A 25,719-nucleotide genomic window follows, 5' to 3' on the forward strand; every position below is an offset into this window, starting at 1 on the left:
CGGTGCCGGCGGGCGTCCCGGGTGAGCTGTATCTGGCGGGTGCGCAGTTGGCGCACGGCTATGTCGGCCGCCCGGACCTGACCACCGAGCGTTTCATCGCGAACCCGTTCGGTGACGCGGCGCGCATGTACCGCACCGGTGACCTCGTCATGTGGACACCGCGCGGTGAACTGGAGTACCTGGGCCGCACCGACTTCCAGGTGAAGCTGCGCGGTCTGCGTATCGAACTCGGCGAGATCGAATCGGCGCTCACCGCACAGGACGCGGTGGCGCAGGCGGTCGTGCTGGTGCACTCCGATGAGCGGACCGGCGATCAGCTGGTCGCCTACCTGGTCGCGAATCCGGACCGGGCCGTCGATATCGAGACCGTCAAGAACACCCTCGGTGTGCAGTTGCCCGCCTACATGGTGCCTGCGGCCTACGTGGTGCTCGACGAGTTCCCGCTCAATGCCTCCGGCAAGCTGGATCGCAAGGCGCTGCCCGCACCGACGTTCGCGGCCAAGGTATTCCGCGCGCCCACCACCCCGGTGGAGGAGATCGTCGCGGGCACCTTCGCGGAAGTACTCGGTCTGCAGGGCGTCGGACACGGCGTCGGCCTGGACGACGACTTCTTCGAACTCGGCGGCAACTCGCTGATCGCCACCCAGGTGGCGGCACGCCTAGGTGCGGCACTGGATACTCAGATCCCGGTGCGCGCGCTGTTCGAGGCCCCGAATGTCGCGGCACTGGCCGCGCTGGTGGAATCGGCCGCCGGTGAAGGTGGTCGGGCACCGCTGACTCCGCAGCCGCGCCCCGAGCTGGTCCCGCTATCGCTGGCCCAGCAGCGGATGTGGTTCCTCAACCGCTTCGACAACCGCACCGCCGTCAACAACATTCCGGTTGCCGTGCGGCTCACCGGCGAGGTCGATATCGCCGCGCTGAATGCCGCCATCGGCGATGTGTTGGCCAGGCACGAGGCGCTGCGCACCATCTACCCGGAGGTCGAAGGCACCGGTTACCAGCACGTTCTGCACACCGATGAGGTGCGCTTCGAGCTGGCCGCCGAGGCGATCGCCCCCGGCGCGGTGCCCGCGCGCATCGTCGAGCTGGCGAGTGTGCACTTCGATGTGACCAGTGAGGTGCCGTTCCGGGCCAACCTGCTCAGCATTGATGAGCACACCCACGTCGCGGTGCTCGTCATGCACCACATCAGTGGTGACGGTTTCTCGCTGCGGCCGCTGCTGCGCGACGTGGTGCTGGCCTACACCGAGCGCAGCCGCGGTGAGGTGCCCACCTGGGCGCCGCTGGATGTCCAGTACGCCGACTACGCGCTGTGGCAGCGCGCGGTGCTCGGCAGCGAGGACGATCCGGAATCCGTCGCGGCACAGCAGCTCGCGTACTGGACCGAGCAGCTGGCCGATCTGCCCGATCAGATCGAACTTCCCGCCGACCGCTCGCGGCCCGAAATCGCCTCCAATGCCGGTGGCACCCATGGCTTCTCGATCGATGCCGAATTGCACGCCGCACTGGCCGAACTCGCCCGCGCCCGTGGCGTCACGCTGTTCATGGTCATGCACGCGGCACTTGCGGCTTGGGCGGCCCGGCTGTCCAACAGCACCGATATCGCCATCGGCACCCCGATCGCGGGCCGCGGTGAACGCGCGCTCGACGATCTGGTCGGCATGTTCGTCAATACGCTGGTGCTGCGCAATGAGGTCGAGCCGAGCGCCAAGTTCAGTGATCTGCTCGCGCAGGTGCGCCGCACCGATCTGGCGGCCTTCGCCAATGCCGATGTGCCGTTCGAGCGGCTGGTCGACGTGATCAGCCCGGCCCGGTCGCAGGCGCATCACCCGCTGTTCCAGGTGGCACTGACCTTCGAGGCCGCCTCGGCCGCGGATATGGGCACCGTCGCGCTGCCCGGTGTCGAGCTCTCGGTGGTCGAATTCGATCCCGGCACAGCCAAATTCGATGTGCAGCTGACCGTCGGCGAGACCGCCGACGGTGCGCTGGGCCTGTCGTGGAATTACGCCACCGAGCTGTTCGATCCGGAGACGGTGGCGTCCTTCGCCGATCGCCTTGTCCGGATTCTGCAGAGTGTGGTCGAGGATCCCGAGATCGTCATCGGCGATATCGATCTGCTCGGTGAGGCCGAGCGGCTCAATGTGTCGCAGCGCTGGGTGTCGTCCGGATTCGACAGTCTGGCGCGCACGGAGGGCGCCGGGAGCGCCGCAAGACGACACAGCGCGGCGCGATTCAACGCACCCGGTACCACCCTGGTCGACCTGTTCGAGCAGGCGGTGGCCGCGCATCCGGACAATACGGCGGCCAAATTCGGCATCGAATCGCTGACCTACGCGGAGCTGGATCGGCGCGCGAATGTGTTGGCGCGCAGGCTGATCGCCGACGGCGCCGGCCCCGAGTCGCTGGTCGCGGTGATCCTGCCGCGCTCGCTGGATCTCGTGGTTGCGCTGCTCGCGGTGGTGAAGACCGGTGCGGGCTACGTGCCGGTCGATCCGACCTACCCGGCCGACCGCATCGCCTACGTACTCGCGGATTCGCGTCCGACCAGCGTGGTCCTCGATTCCACGGTCCAGGTGACGGTGCCCGCCGAGCTGCCGACCGTGGTGCTCGACGGGTTCGCGGTGGAGACCGGCAATGTCGAGGACGCCGACGACGCCCCGATCACCGACGCCGACCGTCTCGCGGCGCTGACGCCGGACAATGTCGCGTACGTGATCTACACCTCCGGCTCGACCGGACGCCCGAAGGGTGTGGCGGTCGCGCACCGGAATGTGGTGCGGCTGTTCGCCAATACCGATCGCGACTTCGGCTTCGGCCCCGGCGATGTGTGGACGCTGTTCCACTCCTACGCCTTCGACTTCTCGGTCTGGGAGCTGTGGGGTCCGCTGCTGTTCGGCGGCACCCTGGTGGTCGTCGACTACTACACCTCGCGCTCGCCCGAACAGTTCCTGGAACTGCTGCGGGTGGAACAGGTCACGGTGCTCAACCAGACGCCGTCCGCGTTCTACCAATTGGCCGAGGCGGATCGCAATGCCGCACCGGATGCCGACCCGCTGGCCTTGCGCTACGTGGTGTTCGGTGGTGAAGCCCTCGAACTGCGCAGGCTTTCGGATTGGGTTGCCCGACACGGCGACGGTGCCGGTGGGCGCTCCGCAGGCTCCGCGCCTGCCGCTCCGCTGCTGGTCAACATGTACGGCATCACCGAGACCACGGTGCACGTGTCCTACCGTGCGCTGGACGCCGCGACCATCGCGGCCGCCTCCGGCAGTGTGGTCGGTCGTGCCATCGCGGGTCTGCGCGTGTACGTCCTCGATAACCGGCTGCGGCCGGTTCCGGTCGGCGTCGCGGGCGAAATGTATGTCGCGGGACCGCAGTTGGCCCGTGGCTACCTCGGCCGCTCGGACCTGACCACCACCCGCTTCGTCGCGAACCCGCTCGCCGACGCGGAGGCCGCGGGCACGCGCCTGTACCGCTCCGGCGACCTCGCGCGCTGGAACCGCTTCGGCGAACTCGAATATCTCGGCCGCGCCGACGATCAGGTCAAGGTGCGCGGCTTCCGCATCGAACTCGGCGAGATCGAATCCGCCATTCTGGCCCAGCCGGGCATTGCCCAGGCCGCGGTCATCGTGCGCGAGGATCAGCCGGGCGATCAGCGGATCGTGGCCTATGTGGTCGCCGAACCCGAGGTGATCCCGGACCTCGATGTGGTGCGCAGTGGTGCGGCGCAACGACTTCCGTCCTATATGGTGCCCGCGGCACTGGTGCGGCTCGAGTGGATTCCGTTGACCGTCAACGGCAAGCTGGACCGTCGCGCGCTGCCCGCGCCCGCGGTGCAGGCCAAGGCCTTCCGTGCCCCGGTGACACCGGTCCAGGAAACCGTCGCCGCGGTCTTCGCCGATGTGCTCGACCTGCCGAGGGTCGGTGTCGACGACGACTTCTTCGATCTCGGCGGCAACTCGCTGATCGCGACCAGGGTGGTCGCCCGGATCGGCGCGGCGCTCGGCACCACCGTCCCGGTGCGTGCGCTGTTCGAGGCCTCCACCGTGGAAGCGCTCGCGGCCCGGGTGGAATCGCATGCCGATGGCGCCGCGCGCGCCCGGCTGGTCGCCCGCCCGCGCAAGGCCGACGAACTCGTGCCGCTGTCGTTCGCACAGCAGCGCATGTGGTTCCTGAACAAGTACGACACCACATCCGCGGCCTACAACCTCCCGGTCGCCATCCGGTTGACCGGTGCGCTCGATATCGAGGCGCTGCGACTGGCGGTGGCCGATGTGGTGCGCAGGCACGAATCGCTGCGCACCCGCTATCCGGAGCACGGCGGCACCCCGGTCCAGGTGATCGTGCCCGCCGACGCGATCGCGCTCGACCTGCAACCGGTTTCGGTCGATCCGGCCGAGCTGACCGCGGTGGTGACCGAATTCGTGACCGCCGGATTCGATGTGTCCGAACAGGCTCCCCTGCGGACCAGGCTCTTCTCCGCCGGTGCCGATGAGCATGTGTTCGTCGTCGTGGTGCACCACATCGCGGCCGACGGCTTCTCCATCGGCCCGCTGACCCGCGACGTGATGCTCGCCTACACCGCGCGCGCCCAGGACGCCGCGCCCGGCTGGGCGCCGCTGCCGGTGCAGTACGCGGACTTCGCCATCTGGCAGCGCGAGGTCCTCGGCAGCGAGGACGATCCGAATTCGCTGATGGCGCGTCAGGTGGCGCACTGGCAGCGCGCACTCGACGGCGTCCCGGACGAACTGCCGTTGCCCACCGACCGGCCGCGCCCCGCGATCGCCTCGCATCGCGGTGCGACCCTGCAAACCGAACTGCCCGCCGAACTCATCGCGGCGCTGGAAGATATCGCTCGCCGACGCGGTGCCTCGCTGTTCATGGTCATGCACAGCGCGCTCTCCGTGCTGCTGGCCCGGCTGTCGGGCACCGACGATATCGCCGTCGGCTCGCCGATCGCGGGACGCGGTGAGCAAGCACTCGACGACCTCGTCGGCATGTTCGTCAACACCCTCGTGCTGCGCGCCGGCATCGATCAGTCGGAGCCGTTCACGGCGCTGTTGGACCGGGTGCGCTCGACCGACCTGGATGCCTTCGGCAATGCCGACGTGCCGTTCGAACGGCTGGTGGAACTGCTCGCGCCGGAACGTTCGCAGGCGCGCAACCCGCTGTTCCAGGTGATGCTCGCATTCCAGAACCTGGAGCGCACCGCACTCGAATTACCGGGTCTTTCGGTGTCCGCACTGGACCTCGAAGAGAATGTGGCCCGCTTCGACCTGCAGTTCACGCTGTCGGAAACCGGTTCCGGCGGAATGACTTTGGCGCTCACCTACGCCACCGAGCTGTTCGACGTGTCGAGCGCCGAGCTGATCACGCAGCGTTGGCGGCGAGTGCTGGAGGCCATCGCCGCCGACCCGACCGCCCCGGTCGGTGTCATCGATGTGCTCGACGCGCAGGAGCGGGCCGAGCTGATCGCCCGCACCGGTGCGCCCGCGGTGCCCGCGCGCACCCTGCCCGAGCTGCTGGCCGAGGCCGCCGCGATGGATCCGAAGGCGACCGCGGTGGTGTTCCAGGGGACACGTGTGTCCTATGGCGACCTCGATGAGCGGTCGAACCGGTTGGCGCGCTTGCTCATTGCCGAGGGCATCGGTACCGAGGATCTGGTCGCCGTCGGCGTGCCGCGGTCCGCGGATTCGGTCTTCGCAGCCTGGGCGGTGTCGAAGGCGGGTGCGGCATTCGTGCCCGTCGACCCGAACTACCCGGCCGAGCGCATCGCCCACATGGTCACGGATTCCGGTTCCCCGGTCGGCCTGACGGTCGCGGCGGTTCGCGATGGCCTGCCGGATTCGGTGCGCTGGCTGGTGCTCGACGAGCTCGACCTGGACGGATTCGACGGCGGTCCGGTCACCGACGCCGACCGGGTCCGCCCGCTGCGGCCGGCGCATCCGGCCTACGTCATCTACACCTCGGGCTCCACCGGTGTGCCCAAGGGCGTGGTGGTCACCCATGCCGGACTCGCGAACTTCAGCGTCGAGCAGATCGTGCGCTACGACCTCGATTCCGGTTCGCGCGCACTGCATTTCGCCTCGCCGAGCTTCGACGCCTCGATCCTGGAGCTGCTGCTCGCGGTCGGCGCGGGCGGCGCGCTGGTGGTGACCCCGCCCGGCGTGTACGGCGGTGAGGAACTGTCCGAGCTGATCCGCACCGAGCGGGTCACCCACGCGTTCATCACACCCGCCGCGCTGGCCACCTTCGATCCGACCGGCCTGGACTCGCTGCGCGTACTGGTCGCCGGTGGCGAGGCGGTTCCGGCGGATCTGGTCGCGAAATGGGCGGTGCCGCTGGAGAACGGGTCCATCCGCAGCTTCCACAATGGTTACGGTCCGACCGAGACCACCATCATGACCAATATCAGCGAGCCGCTGGTGGCCGGTGACACGGTGGTGATCGGTGCGCCGATCCGCGGCATGCAGTCGCTGATCCTGGACGCCCAGCTCCGGCCGGTGCCGGTGGGTGTCGCGGGTGAGCTGTATCTGTCGGGCATCCAGTTGGCGCGCGGTTATCACGCCCGCGCCGGGCTGAGCGCCGAACGCTTCGTGGCCAACCCGTATGTCGCGGGTGCGCGCATGTACCGAACCGGTGACGTGGTCCGCTGGACGCGCACCGGTGAGGTCGAATATGTGGGCCGCTCCGACTTCCAGGTCAAGGTGCGCGGCTTCCGCATCGAACTCGGTGAGATCGACGCGGCGCTGGCCTCGCACCAGAGCGTCGATTTCGCGGTCACCGTCGGCCACAAGGGTGCCGCGGGCGCGACCTCGCTCGTGTCGTATGTGGTTGCGGTACCGGGTCATCCGATCGATGTCGCCGAGCTGACCGCGCACGTCGAGGAACGCCTGCCCGCGTACATGGTGCCGTCCTCGGTGATGGTGATCGACCATATTCCGCTGACCCCGGTCGGCAAGCTGGACCGTAAGGCGCTGCCGGAGCCGGTCTTCGCGACCGAGGTGGTCTTCCGCGCACCGCGTACGCCGATCGAGCACACAATTGCGGAGGTCTTCGCCGAGGTGCTCGGTGTCGAGCGTGTCGGTGTCGACGATTCGTTCTTCGCACTCGGCGGCGACAGCATCGTGTCCATCCAGCTGGTTTCGCGGGCCAAGGCGCGCGGTGTGGTCTTCACCCCGCGGAATGTCTTCGAGCAGCGCACCGTGGCCGGACTCGCCGCGGTCGCCGAGACCGCCGACAGCACCGAAACCGCCGTCGAGGCGCTGGCCGAGCTGCCCGGTGGCGGCATCGGCACCATGCCGCTGACTCCGGTGGTCCGGTTCATGGCGCAGCGGCAGGGTTCGTTCGGCCGGTTCAACCAGACCATGGCACTCGAATTGCCGGTCGGTATCGATCGCGCTGGCATCGCGAAAACCGCTGCCGCCGTGGTCGACCGCCACGACATGCTGCGGGCGCGGCTGTACCGCGAGGATGACGACTGGATCCTCGAGACCGCCGAGCCGGGCACCATCGATGTGGACGCGCTGATCGATCACACCGAATTCGATGCGAATATCGACGATGCCGGACTGTTCGAAATCGCTTCCGCCGCATTGGATACCGCGCTGGATCGACTCGATCCGGCTGCGGGCGTGGTGATTCGGTTCGTCTGGCTGGACCCCTCGGACGGCAGCCGCGGCGGCCGCCTCATCGTGGCCGCCCATCACCTCGTGGTGGACGGTGTTTCCTGGCGCATCCTGGTGCCGGACTTCGTCGCCGCGTGGGGTCAACTCACCGCGGGTCAGGAGCCGCAGCTCGTCGCGCCCGCGACCTCGATGCGCGCCTGGGCGGACGCGCTGCGGCGCGAGGCCGAAAGCGCGGGGCGGGTGGGCGAACTCGACTACTGGCGTTCGGTGGTCGCTACGGCGGATCCGCTGCTGACCGAGCGTGCGCTGGATCCGACCGTGGATACCTCGGGTGCCATCGAAAAACTGCAGGTCGAGGTGTCCGCCGAGGTCACCAAGGCGCTGCTGACCACCGTGCCCGCGCTGTTCCACGGCGGCGTCAACGACGGTCTGCTCACCGCGCTCGCCCTGGCGACCGCGAAGTGGCGCGCGGGTCGCAGCACCGCCCGCACCGACGATGCGTTGCTGATCCGCCTGGAGGGCCACGGCCGCGAAGAGGGCATCGTGCCCGGCGCGGATCTCTCGCGCACCGTCGGCTGGTTCACCGCGATCTTCCCGGTCCGCTTCGATCTGTCCGGCATCGATATCGATGCCGCGCTGGCCGGTGGTCCGGCGCTCGGCAAGGCCGTCAAGGCGGTCAAGGAGCAGTTGCTCGCGGTGCCGGACAAGGGCATCGGCTACGGCCTGCTGCGCTACATGAACGAGGCAACCGCCTCGGAACTGCCCGTCGAACAGCCGGGCCAGGTGAGCTTCAACTACCTGGGCCGCGTCTCCGAGGGCGATGTGCCCGAGGCGCTGCGCGGCTTCGGCTGGATCCCGGCCGCCGAACTCGGTGCGCTCGGTGGCGCCTACGACGCGGATATGCCCGCGATGGCGCCGCTGGATATCAATGCCATCGTGGTCGGCGACAAGCTGACCGCCAATATCGGCTACCCGAGCACCCTGCTCGATGCCGCGCAGGTCCGCGAATTCGGCGAACTGTGGACCACCGCACTGGAAGCGGTTGCCCGGCACGCCAATTCGAATGGCGCGGGCGGGCACACCCCGTCCGACTTCACCCTGGTGCGCTCGGCGCGGGGCGGCGCGGGGCGGGAACTGACACAGCGCGATATCGACAACTGGGAGCAGCGCTACCCGGCACTGGCCGATATCTGGCCGCTGTCCGCACTGCAGGCCGGTCTGCTGTTCCACGCGCGCCTGGCCGCCACCTCGGTGGACGTCTACACCGCGCAGGCCGTACTGACGCTCACCGGCCGGGTGGATCCGATCCGATTGCGTTCGGCCGCACAGGCTCTGGTGGATCGCTACGAGAACCTGCGCACCGCATTCGTCACCGATAACGACGGCAACCCGGTGCAGGTCGTCCTCGACAGCGTCCGCGTCGCCTGGGCCGAGCACGACCGGACCGAATCCGGTGACGCCGCCGATCTCATCGCCGCCGACCGCATGCAGCGCTTCGATCTGACCGAGCCGCCGCTGATCCGCTTCACGCTGATCCAAACCGCCCGGGCGGGAGCGGCAGCCCGCGTAACCACGGAGGGACCCGCGGCTGCCCCATCGGATACCGACAGTTGGCAGTTCGTGGTCTCCAACCACCACATCCTGCTCGACGGCTGGTCCATGCCGCTGCTCATGCGGGATCTGCTGGTGCTCTACGCGGCGCACGCCGATGCCAATGTGCTGCCCGCGGTGCGCTCCTACCGGCACTTCCTGGAATGGACCGGGCAGCAGGATCATGCGGCCTCGGTGGCCGCGTGGACCACCGCGCTGCGCGGTGTCAGCGAACCGACGCTGCTGTCGCGTCCGGACGCGAGCCGCGAGATCACCGCGCTGTCCGGCGAATACTTCTTCGAGATGGACGAGCAGGCGACCGCGCGACTCACCGCACTCGCCGCTTCGCTCGGCGTTACGCCGAATACCGTGCTGCAGGTCGCCTGGGGCATTCTGATCGGCCGGATGACCAGCCGTGATGATGTGCTGTTCGGCACCACGGTGTCCGGCCGTCCGGCACAGCTGTCCGGCGTCGAATCGATGGTCGGTCTGTTCATCAATACCGTTCCGGTGCGGGTGCGCTTCGATCCGTCGGAATCGGTGGAGCAGTTGCTCACCCGGACCCAGGGCGAGCAGGCGGATCTGCTCGATCACCACTACGTCGGCTTGGCCGATATCCAGTCCGCCGCCGGAATCGGCGGTCTGTTCGACACGCTGGTGGTCTTCGAGTCCTACCCGGTGGATGCCGAGGGCATACGGGCGCAGGCCGCCGATATCGACGGCATGGCTGTGGTCGATATGCAGGCCGCCGACGCCACGCATTATCCGCTGACCCTGATCGCGCAGCTGGACTCCCAGCTGCGGGTTCGCGCGGGCTACCTGCGCGACCTTTTCGATGAGCAGACAGTGCGTCGCATCGCCGATCGCCTGGTGCGGGTGCTCACCGCGATCACCACCGAACCCGCTGCAGCGGTGGGCGATATCGAACTGCTCGATACCGCCGAGCGCGAACTCGTGGTGTCGGGTTGGAACGACACCGCGCACCAGGTGGACGAGGCGGCCACGCTGGTCTCGATGTTCGAGGCCCAGCTCGCCGCGACTCCGGACGCGACCGCGCTGACGTTCGAGGGGACAAGTCTGACCTATGCCGAGTTCGGCGCCCGGGTCTACGGCTTGGCGCGCTGGCTCATCGAACGCGGTGTCGGCCCGGAATCGTATGTGGCCCTCGGTATGCGGCGCTCGATCGATCTGGTGGTCGGCATGTACGCGGTGGCCGTGGCCGGTGGCGCGTATGTGCCGCTGGATCCGGATCATCCGGCCGAGCGCACGGAATACATTCTCGCCACCGCCGATCCGGTCTGCGTGCTGACTTCCGGTGACGATCTGAAGATCGATACCGCCCAGGTGCGCATAGATCTGCTCGACCTGTTCGGGTTGTCGGACGAGCCGGTGACCGAGGCGGAACGGCGTGCGCCGCTGCGCCCGTCGAATACCGCGTACGTGATCTTCACCTCGGGTTCGACCGGACGTCCGAAGGGTGTGGCGGTCAGCCATGCCGCGATCGTGAACCGTCTGGTGTGGATGCAGTCGGCCTACGGGCTGACCAGCACCGATGCCGTCCTGCAGAAGACGCCCGCCACCTTCGACGTTTCGGTGTGGGAGTTCTTCTGGCCGTTGCATATCGGTGCGCGGCTGGTCATCGCGAAGCCGGACGGGCACCGCGATCCGGCCTACCTCGCCGAGATCATTACCGCGGAGCGGGTCACCGTGACCCACTTCGTGCCGTCCATGCTGTCGGTCTTCGTGGCCGATGCGGCCGCGGCACGGTGTGATTCGCTGCGACTGGTTTTCGCCTCCGGTGAGGCGCTGCCGCCCAAGCCCGCGCATCGCCTGCGCGAGCTCACCGGTGCGGCGCTGCACAACCTGTACGGTCCGACCGAGGCCGCCGTCGACGTCACCTTCCACGAGGTGGTCGCGACCGATACCGACACCGTGCCGATCGGTGCGCCGGTCTTCAATACCCAGGTCTACGTGCTGGATTCGCGACTGCGGCCGGTTCCGGTCGGTGTCGCGGGTGAGCTGTATCTGGCGGGCACCCAGTTGGCCCGCGGCTATGTCGCGCGCCCGGACCTGACCAGTGATCGGTTCGTCGCGAACCCGTTCGCCGCCGACGGCGCGCGCATGTACCGCACCGGCGACCTGGTGGCCTGGACGGCCGACGGCGAGCTGGACTACCTGGGCCGCACCGACTTCCAGGTGAAGCTGCGCGGTCTGCGCATCGAACTCGGCGAGATCGAGCAGGCGCTCACCGCGCTGGACGAGATCGCCCAGGCCGTCGTCGTGGTGCGCAGTGATCAGCACACCGGCGACCAGCTCGTCGCGTATGTCATCGCGACGCCGAACCTGCGGCTCGATATCGAGACGGTGCGCGAGGACCTGGCACGGCAGTTGCCCGCGTACATGGTCCCGTCGGTTGTCATCGTGCTCGACGCCTTCCCGCTCAACGCCTCCGGCAAGCTGGATCGCAAGGCACTGCCCGCACCGGTGTTCGAGGCCGCGGTATTCCGCGCGCCGACCACGCCGGTCGAGGAGATCATCGCGGCCACCTACGCCGATGTGCTCGGCCTGGAACGCGTCGGCCTCGACGACGACTTCTTCGCACTCGGCGGCAACTCGCTGAGCGCCACCCAGGTCGCCGCCCGGCTCTCGGCCGCATTGGATACCGATCTCGGTGTCCGTGAACTGTTCGAGGCCTCCACGGTGGCCGCGCTCGCGGCCCGCGCGGAGTCCCGGGCCGGTGCCGGTGGGCGCACGGCCCTGGTGCCGCAGCAGCGCCCCGAGCGGGTGCCGCTGTCGCTGGCCCAGCAGCGCATGTGGTTCCTCAACCGCTTCGATCCGGAATCGGCCGTGGACAATATCCCGGCCGCGGTGCGGCTGTCGGGTCTGCTCGACCGGCAGGCACTGCAGATCGCGGTGGCCGATGTGCTGGCCCGCCACGAATCGCTGCGCACCTACTACCCGGAATACGACGGCACCGCCTACCAGCAGACCGTCTCCACCGCCCGGGTGATCCCGGATCTGACGCCGATCGATGTGACCGAGGCCGAACTGCCGCAGCGCGTTGCGGAGGTCATCCTGACCGGCTTCGATGTCACCGTCGAAGTCCCGTTCCGGGCCAAGCTGTTCGAGATCAGCCCGACCGAACATGTGCTCGCCCTGGTGGTGCACCATATTTCGGCCGACGGCTTCTCTATGGGCCCGCTCACCCGCGACGTGATGACGGCCTACGCCGCCCGCGTCGAGGGCGGCGAGCCCTCGTGGCGTCCGCTCGAGGTGCAGTACGCCGACTTCGCGCTGTGGCAGCGCGCGGTGCTCGGCGCCGAATCCGATCCGGAATCGGTGATCTCGGCGCAGATCGAGTTCTGGTCCAGGACGCTGCGCGGGCTGCCCGAACAGCTCGACCTGCCCGCCGACCGGCCGCGTCCGGCGGTGGCATCGGGCCGCGGTGCCACGCACGTGTTCGAGATCGATGCCGAAACCCATGGCAAGCTCACCGAACTCGCGCGCACCAGGGGTACGACACTGTTCATGGTCGCGCACACCGCGCTGGCCGTGCTGCTGTCGCGGCTGTCCGGCGAGGAAGACATCGCCATCGGTACGCCGATCGCCGGACGTGGTGAGCGCGCGCTCGATGATCTGATCGGCATGTTCGTCAACACCCTGGTGCTGCGGACACCGATCGACGGCGAGGCCACCTTCACCGAGTTGCTGCGCACCGTGCGCGCCATCGATATCGGCGCGTTCGGACATGCCGACCTGCCGTTCGAGCGGTTGGTGGAGATCCTGAACCCGGTCCGCTCGCAGGCGCGCCATCCGCTGTTCCAGGTGATGCTGTCGTTCCAGAACACCGGCCAGAACAGCCTGGAACTGCCCGGACTCACGGTCAGCGGTGTCGAGCTGCCGATCGATGTGGCCAAATTCGATCTGCAGCTGGTGCTTTCGGAGCAGACCACGACCCCGATCAGCACCTCGAACGGTGCCGGTGCCACCACGGTCGCTCCGTCGGGTATCGCGGCCGAATTGATCTACGCCACCGACCTTTTCGACGCGAACACCATGGCGGCGTTCGGGCAGCGGTTCAACCGACTGCTGCAAGCCGTGGCGGCCGAACCGGATCGGGCCATCGGCGATATCGATCTGCTCGATGCATCCGAAGCCGAACTGGCACTGCGTGGTTGGAACGACACCGAGCGCGACCTCGGTACGGTCGGCACGCTGGTCGACGAATTCGCCAGGCAGGCCGCTGCGACGCCGGATGCGGTCGCGATCGTGGATCCGGCGACGGGTGATTCGCTCACGTATGCCGAATTCGGTGCTCGTGTGCACCGGTTGGCGCGTCGCCTCATCGCGGATGGGGTCGGCCCGGAGAGCCTGGTGGCCCTCGGTCTTCGGCGTTCCGTCGACCTCGTGGTCGCGGCGTACGCCGTGCAGGAGGCCGGTGGTGGTTATGTGCCGCTCGACCTCGATCAGCCCGCGGAGCGGATCGGCTACGTGCTCGATTCCGCCGCGCCGGTGTGTGTACTGACCACCTCGCGTGACGACTTCGACGGCACCGGCCTGCCCACACTCGTCATCGATGACCTGGATCTGTCCGAGTACTCGGACCAGCCGGTCACCGATGCGGAGCGGAATGCGCCGTTGCGGCCGAGCAACCCGGCGTACGTCATCTTCACCTCGGGTTCGACCGGTCGGCCGAAGGGTGTGGCCGTGCCGCACGCTGCCGTCGTCAACCAGATCCGTTGGATCACCGGTGAATACGGCATCAGTGCCGATGACGTCGTGCTGTTCAAGACCCCTGCCACCTTCGACGTGTCGGTGTGGGAACTGTTCGGCCCGTTGAGCACCGGTGGCCGAATCGTGGTGGCCGGCCCGGACGGCCATCGTGATCCGCAGTACCTGGCCGACGTGATCGCGGCCGAACGGGTCACCATGACCTCGTTCGTGCCCTCGATGCTGAGCGTCTTCGCGAGCAGTGTCGACGCGGCCGTCGGCAGTGCGGCCCTGGCATCGCTGCGCGCACTCCTCATCGCCGGTGAGGCATTCACCGCCGATGCCGCGACCGCCATTCGCCGGGTCAGCTCGGCCGAGCTCTACAACCTGTACGGCCCGACCGAATTCACCGTGCACGCGACCCACGGCCCGGTGGCCGAGAAGGTCGAAGGCGCGGTGCCGATCGGCCTGCCGGTGTGGAATTCGCAGGCGTACGTCCTGGATTCGCGCCTGCACCCGGTAGCGCCGGGTGTCGCGGGTGAGTTGTATCTGGCCGGTGCGCAGCTGGCGCGCGGCTACTTCGGCCGCACGGATCTCACCGCGGACCGCTTCGTGGCCAACCCGTTCGGCGCACCGGGCGCTCGCATGTACCGCACCGGCGACCTGGTCATCCGCAATGCCGACGGTGCGATCGTGTACCTCGGCCGCACCGACTTCCAGGTGAAGCTGCGCGGTCTGCGTATCGAGCTCGGCGAGATCGAAACCGCGCTCACCGCACACGATTCGGTGGCGCAGGCGGTCGCGCTGGTGCGTTCGGATGCCAGGACCGGCGATCAGCTGGTCGGCTACGTGGTACCCGCGAACGGCGCCACCGTCGACATCGACGCGCTGCGCAGGCACCTGACCGCGCTACTGCCGTCCTACATGGTTCCAGCGGCGCTCATGGTGCTCGACGCCATGCCGCTGAACCCCAACGGCAAGCTCGACCGCCGCGCACTGCCCGAACCCGCCTTCGAGGCCAAGGAATTCCGCGCACCGTCGACCCCGATCGAAGAGATCGTGGCCGACACCTTCGCCGAGGTGCTCGGTCTGTCGAGCGCGGACGGCGCGCGTCCGGTCGGTCTCGACGACGACTTCTTCGACCTCGGCGGCAACTCGCTGATCGCCACCCAGGTGGTGGCCCGCCTCGGCGCCGCACTCGACACCCGCATTCCGGTGCGGCTGCTGTTCGAGGCGCCGAATGTGGCCGCGCTCGCCGCGCGGATGGAGGGTCAGCAGGGCACCGGCGGACGTCGGGAACTGACGGCCGGACCACGGCCGGAACAGATTCCGCTCTCGCTGGCCCAGCAGCGGATGTGGTTCCTCAACCGCTTCGACAACCAGACCGCCGTCAACAACATCCCGCTGGCGGTGCGGCTCACCGGCGCACTCGACACCGATGCGCTGCGCATGGCCGTCGCCGATGTGATGGACCGGCACGAGGTGCTGCGCACCGTCTACCCGGAGACCGCCAACGGTCAGGGTGTACAGGTCGTGCTGCCCACCGGTCAGGTCCACCTCGACCTGACGCCGGTCGTGGTGTCGGAGGCCGATATTCGTGATCGCATCAGCGAGTCGGTGCTGACCGGCTTCGACGTCACTGCCGCGGTTCCGGTGCGCGCCAAGCTGTTCCGGCTCGAGGCGCCAGCGGGAGCGGAGCCTGCGCAGCGACCAGAAAATGCGGGAGCGGAGCCTGCGCAGCGACCAGGAAATGCGGGAGCGGAGCCTGCGCAGCGACCAGAAAGTACAGACGGCTCGTCGACTGAAACCCACGTGCTGGTCTTCGTGGTGCACCACATCTCCGGTGACGGCTGGTCGGCGCGTCCGCTGGCCCGCGATGTGATGGTCGCCTACGCGGCCCGCAGCCGTGGCGAATCGCCCGCCTGGGCGCCGCTGCCGGTGCAGTACGCCGACTTCGCGCTCTGGCAGCGCGACACCCTCGGCTCCGAGGACGATCCGGAATCGCTGATCGCCCAGCAGGTCGCGTACTGGTCGCGGAATCTGGCCGGACTGCCCGATCAGCTGGATCTGCCGTCGGATCGTTCGCGTCCGGCCGTAGCGTCCAACCGCGGCGATGTCTACGAATTCGGCATCGACGCGCAGTTGCTGACCGAGCTCAACGCACTGGCCCGCGCGAACGGCGCGAGCTTGTTCATGGTGGTGCACGCGGCCTTCGCGGCACTGCTCGCGCGCCTGTCCGGCAGCGACGATATCGCCATCGGCACTGCGGTCGCGGGGCGCGGCGAGGCCGTGCTCGACGATGCGATCGGCATGTTCGTCAATACGCTCGTGCTGCGCACGCCGATCGATTCCGGTGCGTCCTTCGCCGACTTGGTCGCGCGGGCACGGGAAGCCGATCTGGCTGCCTTCGGCCACGCCGACCTGCCGTTCGAGCGCCTGGTCGACATCCTCAACCCGGCCCGTTCGCAGGCGCGGCATCCGCTGTTCCAGGTGATGCTGTCGTTCCAGAACACCGGTGAGGCATCGTTCGCGCTGCCCGGTCTCGAAGTGGCCGGTGTGCCGCTCGACGTGGTGACCGCGAAGTTCGATTTGCACCTGAACCTCGCCGACCGGCTCGACGCCGCCGGGAATGCGGACGGCATGACCGCCGAATTCGCCTACGCCACCGATATGTTCGACGCGAAGACGATCGCCGGCGTCGCCCAGCGCCTCGTCCGCCTGCTGCATGCGGTGGTCGCGGATCCGGCCGTCGCGGTCGGTGATGTCGATCTGCTCGATGCCACTGAACGCGCCATGGTGCTCGAAAAGTGGAACGAGACGGCCCATGTCGTCGATGCCCAGGCCACCCTGGTCTCGATGTTCGAGGAGCAGGCGGCGCGGAGCCCGAAGTCGATCGCGCTGAGCTTCGATGGGACCACCATCTCCTACGGCGAATTCACCGCGCGGGTGAATCGCCTTGCCCGGTACCTGGTTTCGCTGGGTGTCGGACCCGATTCGATGGTCGCGCTCGGCATGCGCCGATCCTTCGAGCTGGTGATCGGCATGTACGCGGTGAGCGTGGCAGGCGGCGCGTATGTGCCGCTGGATCCCGATCATCCAGTCGACCGCACCCGGTATGTGCTCGACACCGCGCAGCCGGTCTGCGTGCTGACCACCGCCGCCGACGAGTTCGACGCGGGCTCGACGCCGACGCTCGAGATCGAGGCGCTGGATCTCTCGGCATACTCCGACGAACCGCTGATCGATGCCGAACGCCTTGCGCCGCTGCGGCCTTCGAATACCGCGTACGTGATCTTCACCTCGGGTTCGACCGGTCGTCCGAAGGGTGTGGCGGTCAGCCATGCCGCGATCGTCAACCGTCTGGTCTGGATGCAGGCCGAATACGGGCTGGATCGCGGCGATGTGGTGCTGCAGAAGACGCCGGCGACCTTCGATGTGTCGGTATGGGAATTCTGGTGGCCGCTGCAGGTCGGCGCGCGCCTGGTCATCGCGAAGCCGGACGGCCATCGCGATCCGGCCTACCTGGTCCAGACCATCGCGCAGGAGCAGGTCACCACGGTGCACTTCGTGCCGTCCATGCTGTCGGTCTTCGTGGCCGACGATCGGGCGGGCGAATGCTTCGACCTGCGCAATGTATTCGCCTCCGGTGAGGCGCTGCCGGCGGTGACCGCACAGCGGTTGCGCGAGCTGACCGGTGTCTGGCTGCACAACCTGTACGGCCCGACCGAGGCCGCCGTCGACGTCACCTATCACGAGGTGACCGATGCCGATACGGTCTCGGTCCCGATCGGTGCGCCGGTATTCAACACCCAGGTGTACGTGCTGGATTCGCGGCTGCACCCGGTTCCGGTCGGCGTCGCGGGTGAGCTGTACCTCGCGGGCACCCAGTTGGCGCGCGGCTATGTGGCCCGTCCGGATCTGACCGCGGATCGCTTCGTGGCCAACCCGTTCGGCACCGGCGAGCGCATGTACCGCACCGGTGACCTCGTCACCTGGACGGCCAACGGTGAGCTGGAGTACCTGGGCCGCACCGACTTCCAGGTGAAGCTGCGCGGTCTGCGCATCGAACTCGGCGAGATCGAGTCGGCGCTCACCGCGCTGGAACCGATCGCGCAGGCCGCCGTTGTGGTCCGCTCCGACGACCGCCTCGGCGATCAGTTGGTCGGGTATGTGATCGCGGCGGCGGATCGTGCGATCGACATCGACCAGGTGCGCGCCGAACTCGCGGGCGAGCTGCCCGCGTACATGGTGCCGACGGCCTTCGTCGTACTGGATGCGTTCCCGCTCAATGCTTCCGGCAAGCTGGATCGCAAGGCACTGCCCGCACCGGTATTCGAGGCGAAGGTGTTCCGCGCACCGTCGACTCCGATCGAGGAGATTGTGGCGGGCGTGTTCAGCGACGTGCTCGGTGTCGCGCGCGTCGGTTTGGACGACGACTTCTTCGAACTCGGCGGCAACTCGCTGCTGGCCACCCAGGTGACCGCGCGCATCGGCGCGGCACTGGATACCCAGCTCGCGGTCCGCGATCTGTTCGAGGCGTCGACCGTCGCGGCGCTGGCGGCCAAGGCCGAACACAATGCCGGATCCGGCCGCAGCCGGCCGCGACTGGTCGCGGGGGAGCGCCCGGCCCGAGTGCCGCTCTCACCCGCGCAGCAGCGGTACTGGTTCCTCAACCAGTTCGATACCACCACCTCGGCCGTGGACAATATCCCGCTCGCCGTGCGGTTGTCCGGTGCGCTGGATGTGGCGGCGCTGGAGCTGGCGCTCGGCGATGTGTTCGCCAGGCACGAGGTGCTGCGGACCACCTACCCGAGTTCGGCCAGTGGCCCGCACCAGGTGATCCTGCCCGCCGATCAGGCCGTGCCGGAGCTGACCGTCACCGATATCTCGGAATCGGACCTGGTCGCCGCGGTGATCGAATTCGCGCTCACCACCTTCGATGTCACCGTGCAGGTGCCGCTGAAGGTCGGGCTGTTCCGGCTCGCCGAACAGGAGCACGTGCTGGCGTTCACGGTGCACCATGTCGCGGCCGACGGTTCGTCGATGGGTCCGCTGGCTCGCGATGTCATGGCAGCGTATGTGGCACGGGCCCAGGGTGAGATCCCGCAGTGGCAGCCGCTGCCGGTGCAGTACGCCGACTACGCGCTGTGGCAGCGTGCGGTGCTCGGCTCCGAGGAGGATCCGGAATCGCTTGCGGCACAGCAGGTCGCCTACTGGCAATCCGCGCTCGCGGGTATGCCCGATCAGCTGGAACTGCCCGCCGACCGGCCGCGCCCGCGCGCGCAGTCGTTCCAGGGCAAGGCGATTCGCTTCGAGATCGAACCGGACAAGCACGCCAAGCTGCACGAGCTGGCGCGGGCAAATCACGCCTCACTGTTCATGGTTGTGCACGCGGCGCTGGCCGTATTGCTTTCGCGCCTGTCGGGTACCGACGACATCGCGGTCGGCACCCCGATCGCGGGTCGCGGTGAACGCGAACTCGACGATCTGATCGGTATGTTCGTCAACACCTTGGTGTTCCGGACGATCATCGAGCCCGGTGATACCTTCGCCGACCTGCTCGCCGACGTGCGCGAGCGGGACCTGGAGGCATTCGCCAACGCCGATGTGCCGTTCGAGCGGCTGGTCGAGGTGCTCAACCCGGAGCGTTCGACGGCGCGCAATCCGCTGTTCCAGATCGGACTTTCGTTCCAGAACCTGGCCGAGACCACCTTCACGCTGCCCGGCCTGTCGGTGAGCGCGGTGAACTTCGATTCGCAGCTGGCCAAGACCGATCTGCACGTCACGCTGTATGACCGCTACGCCGAGGACGGTACGCCCGCCCAGATCGTCGCCGAATTCGGTTACGCGACCGACCTGTTCGACGAGGCGACCGTGCAGGGCTTCGCCGACCGCTTCGTATTGGTGCTCGATGCCGTACTGGCCGACGCCGACGTGCGGGTCGGCGAGATCGATCTGCTCTCGCCCACAGAGAACACGCGAATTCTGCGCGCCTGGAACGACACCGCGCACTCACTCGACATCGACGCCTCGACCACGCTGGCGTCGCTGCTGGACGCCACGGTTGCGGCGAGCCCGGATGCGGTGGCGCTGGTAGCCGAGGACACGACGCTCACCTACGCCGAGTTGGACGCCAAGGCCAACCGCCTGGCGCGCCACTTGATTACGCTCGGTGTCGGCTCGGAGGATCGAGTGGCGCTGGCCATTCGGCGTTCGGTGGATCTCGTGATCGCGATGTACGCGGTGGCGAAATCGGGTGCGGCGTATGTGCCGATCGATCCCGATCAGCCCACCGAGCGCACCGACTACATCCTGCGCACCGCGGCACCGGTCTGCGTGCTGAGCACCGGTCGCGATGATTTCGGCAGCACCGTGGCCGAAGTGGTGTCGATCGACGAGCTGGATCTATCCGGCGTCGCGGACGGTCCGATTTCCGACGGTGACCGGCTGCGGCCGCTGGCGGCGGCGAATACGGCGTACGTGATCTTCACGTCGGGTTCGACCGGCCAGCCGAAGGGTGTCGCGGTGCCGCATGCGGCGATCGTGAACCAGTTGCTGTGGAAGACAGCCGAATTCGGCCTCGGTGCCGATGACGCAGTGCTGCTCAAGACCGCGGCCACCTTCGACCTGTCGGTCTGGGAGTTCTGGTCGGCCGCGGTCTGCGGTGGCCGGTTGGTCATCGCCGATGCCGATGGTCACCGCGATCCCGCATACCTCAACGAGCTGATGCGCTCCACCGGCGTCACAACGCTGCACGTGGTGCCGTCGATGCTGGACGCGCTGCTCACCGAATCCGCTCGCCGTCTGCCGCAGTCGCTGCGGCGGGTGCTGGCGATCGGTGAGGCGCTGCCCGCGACGACCGCGCAGCGATTCCGGCGGGACAACGCGGCCGAGCTGTTCAACCTGTACGGCCCCACCGAGGCCGCGGTATCGATCACCGCGCACACCGTCACCGATGCCGACACGGTTTCGGTGCCGATCGGTGGTCCGGAGTGGAACAGCCAGGTGTACGTGCTGGATTCGCGGATGCGTCCGGTTCCGGTCGGTGTCTCCGGTGAGCTGTACCTGGCCGGTGCGCAGTTGGCGCGTGGTTACTTCGGGCGCGTTGACCTGACCGCGGATCGTTTCGTGGCCAACCCGTTCGGCACCGGCGAGCGCATGTACCGCACCGGTGACCTGGTGGCCTGGAACAGCGAGGGCGGGCTGGAGTATCGCGGCCGCACCGACTTCCAGGTGAAGATCCGCGGTTTCCGGATCGAGCTCGGTGAGATCGAGGCGGCGCTGCTGCGTCAGCCCGAGGTTTCGGCCACGGCGGTGCTCGCGCACACCGACCCGAATCTGGGTGACCGGCTGGTCGCTTACGTGGTGCCCGAATCCGATGAGATCGACAACGTGCGCCTGCAATCGGCGCTGGCCGCCGAGCTGCCGTCCTACATGGTGCCGTCGGTCTTCCTCACCCTCGATGCACTGCCGTTGAACGCCAACGGCAAGCTCGATCGAAAGGCGTTGCCGGAGCCCACCTTCGAGAAGGCGGTGTTCCGCGCGCCGGTCACCCCGATCGAGGAGATCGTCGCCAACACCTTCGCCGAGGTGCTGCACCTCGGATCCGGCGAGCAGGCACAGCGGCTGGGCCTGGATGACGACTTCTTCGCGTGGGGCGGTAATTCGCTGCTCGCGACCCAGGTCGCGGCCCGCCTCGGCGCGGCGCTGAACACCCGCGTCCCGGTGCGACTGCTGTTCGAGGCGCCGACCGTCGGCGCACTCGCCATCCGGGTGGAACAGCAGGCCGACGGGCGCGGACGGCACGCGCTGGTCGCCGGTCCACGGCCGGAACATATTCCGCTGTCGCTGGCGCAGCAGCGGATGTGGTTCCTCAACCGCTTCGACACCCAGTCCGCCGCGTACAACGTTCCGATCGCGGTGCGGCTGACCGGCGCGCTCGATGTGGCCGCACTGCGCGCCGCCATCGCGGATCTGGTGCGCAGGCACGAGGTCCTGCGCACCATCTACCCCGAGACCGAGTCGGGTGCGGTACAGCTGATTCTGCCGGTAGGACAGGCGATTCCGGAGCTGGACATCCGGACGGTCACCCCGGATCAGGTCGAATCCGCCGTAGTCGAGCTGATTTCGGCGCCATTCGACGTCACCGCCGAGGTGCCGGTCCGGGTGCGGTTGTTCGAGATCGACACCGAAAGTTCGGCTCCGGAGTACGTGATCGCGATGGTCGTGCACCATATCGCCGGTGACGGTTCCTCGATGGGACCGCTGACGCGCGATCTGATGACGGCGTACGCGGCGCGCTCGGCCGGTGTCGCACCCAACTGGGCGCCGCTGGAGGTCCAATACGCGGATTACAGCATCTGGCAGCGTGAACTGCTCGGCAGCGAGGACGATCCGGATTCGCTGATGTCCAAGCAGGTCGCCTACTGGCGCGGCGCGCTGGCGGATCTGCCGGAGCAGCTGGATCTGCCCGCGGATCGTCCGCGGCCCGCGGTGCAGTCCTTCGCGGGTGGCACCGTCGAGGTGCGCATCGACGCCGATACCCATCGTGGTCTCAGCGGCGTGGCGCAGGCCGAGGGTGCGACGCTGTTCATGATCGTGCACACGGCACTGGCCGTGCTGTTGTCTCGACTGTCCGGCACCGACGACATCGCGATCGGTACGCCGATGGCGGGTCGGGGTGAGGCGGCGCTGAACGATCTGATCGGCACGTTCATCAACACGTTGGTGTTCCGTACCCGGCTGAATTCGGCCGAGCCGTTCGCGGATCTGCTCAGGCGGCAGCGCGAAACGGATATCCAGGCGTTCGCCAATGCCGATGTGCCGTTCGAGCGGTTGGTCGAGGTGCTGAACCCGGCACGGTCGCAGGCGCGGCATCCGCTGTTCCAGGTGGGTTTGTCGTTCCAGAACCTGGCCCAGACCTCCTTGGAATTGCCGGATCTCACGGTCTCGGGCGTGGAGTTCGATACCCACATCTCTCAGTTCGACCTGCACCTGATCCTTTCCGACCTGTACGACGAGTCCGGAGCTCCTGCCGGCATCGCCGGCGTATTCACCTACGCCACCGACCTGTTCGACCGGAGCACGGTCGAAGGGTTCGCGGACCGGTTCACCAGGCTGCTCGGCGAGATCATCACCGCGCCGCGCGCGGCAGTCGGTGACCTGGAGCTGCTCACCGCGGTGGAGCGGGAACGGATGCTGGGTGGCTGGAACGCCACCGCGCATCCGGTGCAGCCCGAGCTGTTGCTCGACGGGTACCGGCGCGCCGCAGCGGCGCATCCGGATGCCGTCGCGGTGGTGTTCGAAGGCGCCGAGCTGACTTATCGGGAATTCGACGACCGGGTGAATAGCCTTGCCCGCCTGTTGATTTCGCGGGGTGTGGGTGCCGAGTCGCTGGTCGGCCTTGCCGTTCGGCGGTCGTTGGATCTGGTCGTCGGCATGTACGCGATCGTCGCGGCCGGTGGCGCGTATGTGCCGCTGGATCCGGATCATCCGGCGGAGCGGATCGCGCACATCCTGGATACCGCCCAGCCCGCGTGCGTGGTCACCACCGCGGCCGACGCGGTGCCGGTTCCCGCGGATATCCCGGTGCTCGAGCTGGATTCGCTGGAGCTGGACGGGTTCTCCTCCGCACCGATCGAACCCGGTGAGCTGCTGCGCCCGGTCACCCGGGACAACCCGGCTTACGTCATCTTCACCTCGGGTTCGACCGGTCGTCCGAAGGGCGTCGCGGTGTCGCACGGGGCGATCAACAATCAGATCGAGTGGATGCTCGCGGAGTACCCGCTCGGCCCCGATGACGTGTACCTGCAGAAGACCGCGACCACGTTCGACGTGTCGCTGTGGGGCTACTTCATGCCGCTGCGCGCCGGCGCGCAGCTGGTGGTCGCCACCCACGACGGCCATCGCGACCCGGCCTACGTGGCGGATGCGATTGCCGCGCAAGGGGTTACGGTCACCGACTTCGTGCCGTCCATGCTGACGGTGTTCGCCGCACAGTTGGCAGCGGGCTCGCTGCCGACGCTGCGGGACGTGTTCGTGATCGGTGAGGCGCTGCCGCCGGAAACGGTGACGGCGTGGCGGTCCGTTTCGGATGCGGTGCTGCACAACCTGTACGGGCCGACGGAGGCCGCGGTGTCGGTGACCTACTGGCCCGCGCGTGAGACGGATGCGCGCACCGTGCCGATCGGTCTGCCGCAGTGGAACACCCAGGTGTTCGTGCTGGATTCGCGGTTGCGGCCGGTGCCCGCCGGTGTGGCCGGTGAGCTGTATCTGGCCGGTGATCAGCTGGCCCGCGGTTACGTCGCGCGCCCGGATCTGACCTCGGATCGCTTCGTGGCCAACCCGTTCACGACCGGTGCGCGGATGTACCGCACCGGTGACCTGGTTGTCTGGCGCGAAGTCGCGGGCGCGGGTCATCGCCTGGAATACCTGGGGCGCACCGACTTCCAGGTGAAGTTCCGCGGCCAGCGGATCGAGCTCGGCGAGATCGAGACGGCGCTGCTGGCCCATGCCGCGGTGAGCCAGGCGGTGGCACTGGTGGCGGCGTCGGCACTGGGCGACCAGTTGGTCGCGTACGTGGTTCCCGCGCCGGGGCAGTCGATCGACCAGCGGGTGCTGCTGGCCGAGGTATCGGATGTGCTTCCGGGCTATATGGTTCCGGCGGCCATCGTGGTGCTCGACGCCTTCCCACTGAACTCCAGCGGCAAGCTCGACCGCAAGGCGCTGCCCGAACCGACGTTCACCACTCGCGAATTCCGTGCCCCGGCAACGCCGGTGGAGGAGATCGTGGCGGGCGTCTTCGGCGATGTGCTCGGTATCGAGCGCGTGGGTGTCGACGACGACTTCTTCGCCCTCGGCGGCAACTCGCTGGTGGCCACCCAGGTGGTCGGTCGCCTGAGTGCCGCGATCGGCGGCCGAGTGCCGGTGCGTGCGCTGTTCGAGGCGCCGACCGTGGCGGCCCTGGCGGTGAAGCTGGAGCAGCTGTCCGGTGTTGGCGAGCGGCGGCCACTGGTCGCCGGTCCGCGGCCGGATCCGGTGCCGTTGTCGCTGGCACAGCAGCGGATGTGGTTCCTGAACCGCTTCGACACCGAGTCGGCGGCCTACAACCTGCCCATCGCGGTCCGGTTGACCGGTGCGCTGGATGTCGACGCGCTGCGTGCGGCCATGGCGGATCTGGTCGGCAGGCACGAGATTCTGCGGACGGTGTACCCGGAGACCGCGGGAGCCCCGGCACAGGTGATTCTGCCGGTGGCGCAGGCTGTTCCGGCGCTGGAGCTGCGGCCGCTCGTGGCCGCGGAGCTGGAATCCACGGTGATCGCGGTGATGGCGGCGCCGTTCGACGTCACCGCCGAGGTGCCGGTGCGGGTGGAGCTGTTCCAGGTGACCGACGCACCGACCGCTGTGTCCTCGGGTCGCTCCGCGGGCTCCGCTCCTGTGTTCTCGGGTCGCTCCGCAGGCTCCGCTCCTGTGTCCTCGGGTCGCTCCGCAGGCTCCGCTCCTGTGTCCTCGGGTCGCTCCGCAGGCTCCGCTCCTGTGTCCTCGGGTCGCTCCGCAGGCTCCGCTCCCGCCCCGAACGAGTACGTGCTCGTGCTCGTGGTGCACCACATCGCAGGTGACGGTTCGTCGATGGGCCCGCTGACCCGGGATCTGATGACGGCGTACGCGGCCCGCTCGGTCGGCGAGTCACCCACGTGGACGCCGCTGCCGGTGCAGTACGCGGACTACTCCATCTGGCAGCGCGAGCTGCTCGGCAGCGAGGACGATCCGGAGTCGTTGGCGGCCAAGCAGATCG

The 25,719-nt window shown here is 68.2% G+C and carries 1 protein-coding gene (cut by both window edges); it reads left to right on the forward strand.

This entire window lies inside a single protein-coding gene on the forward strand: locus ACIBJI_RS02010, encoding a non-ribosomal peptide synthase/polyketide synthase (protein WP_397083038.1). The 44,145-nt coding sequence extends 12,286 nt beyond the window's left edge and 6,140 nt beyond its right edge, so the window shows coding positions 12,287–38,005, spanning codon 4,096 (partial) through codon 12,669 (partial); the first complete codon in view begins at position 3. Both codon boundaries (start and stop) fall beyond the window edges.

The organism is Nocardia sp. NPDC050408 (assembly GCF_044458905.1).
GTDB lineage: Bacteria > Actinomycetota > Actinomycetes > Mycobacteriales > Mycobacteriaceae > Nocardia.